Source organism: Agromyces sp. NPDC055658 (genome assembly GCF_053618155.1).
Genome location: NZ_JBSHHD010000107.1, coordinates 1 through 1,315 on the forward strand (window position 1 = coordinate 1; position 1,315 = coordinate 1,315).

The following is a 1,315-nucleotide window of genomic DNA, read 5'->3' on the forward strand; positions in this document are numbered from 1 at the left end:
GTCGAGCAGCAGGGCGGTCATTCGCCACACCAGACGCTGCTGGCGCTCTGACAGGGCGGTGCCTGTGCCGGTTCTGCGGCCGATGGTGAGTAGTTTCATGTGGTCGGCAGCAACCCGTCTGTGCTCCGGCCGTCCCAGTTGAGCAGGTTTACCCGGGTCGGATCACCCTGCGGAACAGCGTCGTTGGTGTTGGTCAGGTGGAACTTGTCCACCATGGTGTCGAACGCGAAGCCGGCATCGCAGTCGCCGTTGGCGATCGCCAGCGCCGAGGAGTCGTGGCCACCGGCGAAGATCGGGGACATCGCCGCGGAGAGGTCGCCTTCGGAGCCGGACTTGATCACGCCGGCTTCGATCAGCCCGGCGGTCGGATAAAGGAATCCCGACGTCGAGCTCGGGTCCACGAAGCAGACCTTCTTTCCGGCAAAGTCTTTGAGGCCGTTGATGTTCGCCTCGTCATTACGGGTCAGACCGTAGGACTGGTAGCCGGGCTTGGCGCCTTGATCCTGGATCACCGCACCGACCGGGGTGATCTTGGCTCCGTTGACGCCGGCGACCACGTAGGCGAACGGGCCGAAGAAGGCGAGGTCGACGTTGTTGGCAATGATGCCCTCGACCACCCCCGCGTAGTCGGAGGCCTGTACGAACTCCACCTTGGCGCCGGTCTCTTTCTCCAGCAGCTTGATCAGCGGCTGATAGCTGGCCTTGAGGTCAGTGGAGTTCTCGGCCGGAATCGCGGCCAGGGTGAGGGTCTGCGGGAAGCCCTGGGCGGTCTTGGCGTCGGACTTGGAATCGGAGCCGGAACAGCCGGACAACGCGAGCGCGGTACAGGCGGCTGCCACGGCAGCGATGCGAGCAGAGGAACGCGGGGTGCGGAACTTCATGGCGCGCGGGACCTTTCGGGGCGGGGTCGGTTGACGGGCAGTGCGCCGACGGAGGCGTGCCACTGCCATGCCCCACACCCTGTGCGTTGGTCTATACCAGCGGGTGCATCCAAGTTGGCGAGGAGGTTAACAACACGGCAAGTCTTGGTCTATACCAAGACTTGGTACTGTGAGCGGGTGTCCGCGAGTGCAGAACCCAGGGTTCTCAAGCACCAGGTTGTCCGCGCACAGCTGGAGCGGCTGCTCGACGACCTGGAGGTCGGAGACCCTTTCCCCGCCGAGCGGGAGATTGCCGAGCGATTCGACGTCGCCCGTGAGACGGTCCGGCAGGCGTTGCGAGAGTTGTTGTTGGCCGGACGTATTGAACGCCGGGGCCGTACCACCATCGTCGCGCGGCCCAAGATCCTGCAGCCCTTGTCCATGGGGTCCTACAC

2 protein-coding genes are annotated in these 1,315 nt (G+C 64.6%); one reads left to right on the plus strand and one right to left on the minus strand.

Going from position 1 to position 1,315, the window contains the following annotated elements:
* Positions 1 to 95 precede the first annotated feature (95 nt).
* Positions 96 to 881: a phosphate/phosphite/phosphonate ABC transporter substrate-binding protein gene (locus ACWGPE_RS18860; RefSeq protein WP_452049291.1), complete on the minus strand. Its 786-nt coding sequence runs from the start codon at positions 879 to 881 to the stop codon at positions 96 to 98.
* Positions 882 to 1,058: 177 nt separating this feature from the next.
* On the opposite strand from ACWGPE_RS18860, the gene ACWGPE_RS18865 reads away from it, so the two are divergent.
* Positions 1,059 to 1,315 (plus strand): GntR family transcriptional regulator (locus ACWGPE_RS18865; RefSeq protein ID WP_452049292.1); only part of this gene is annotated, 257 nt, incomplete at its 3' end.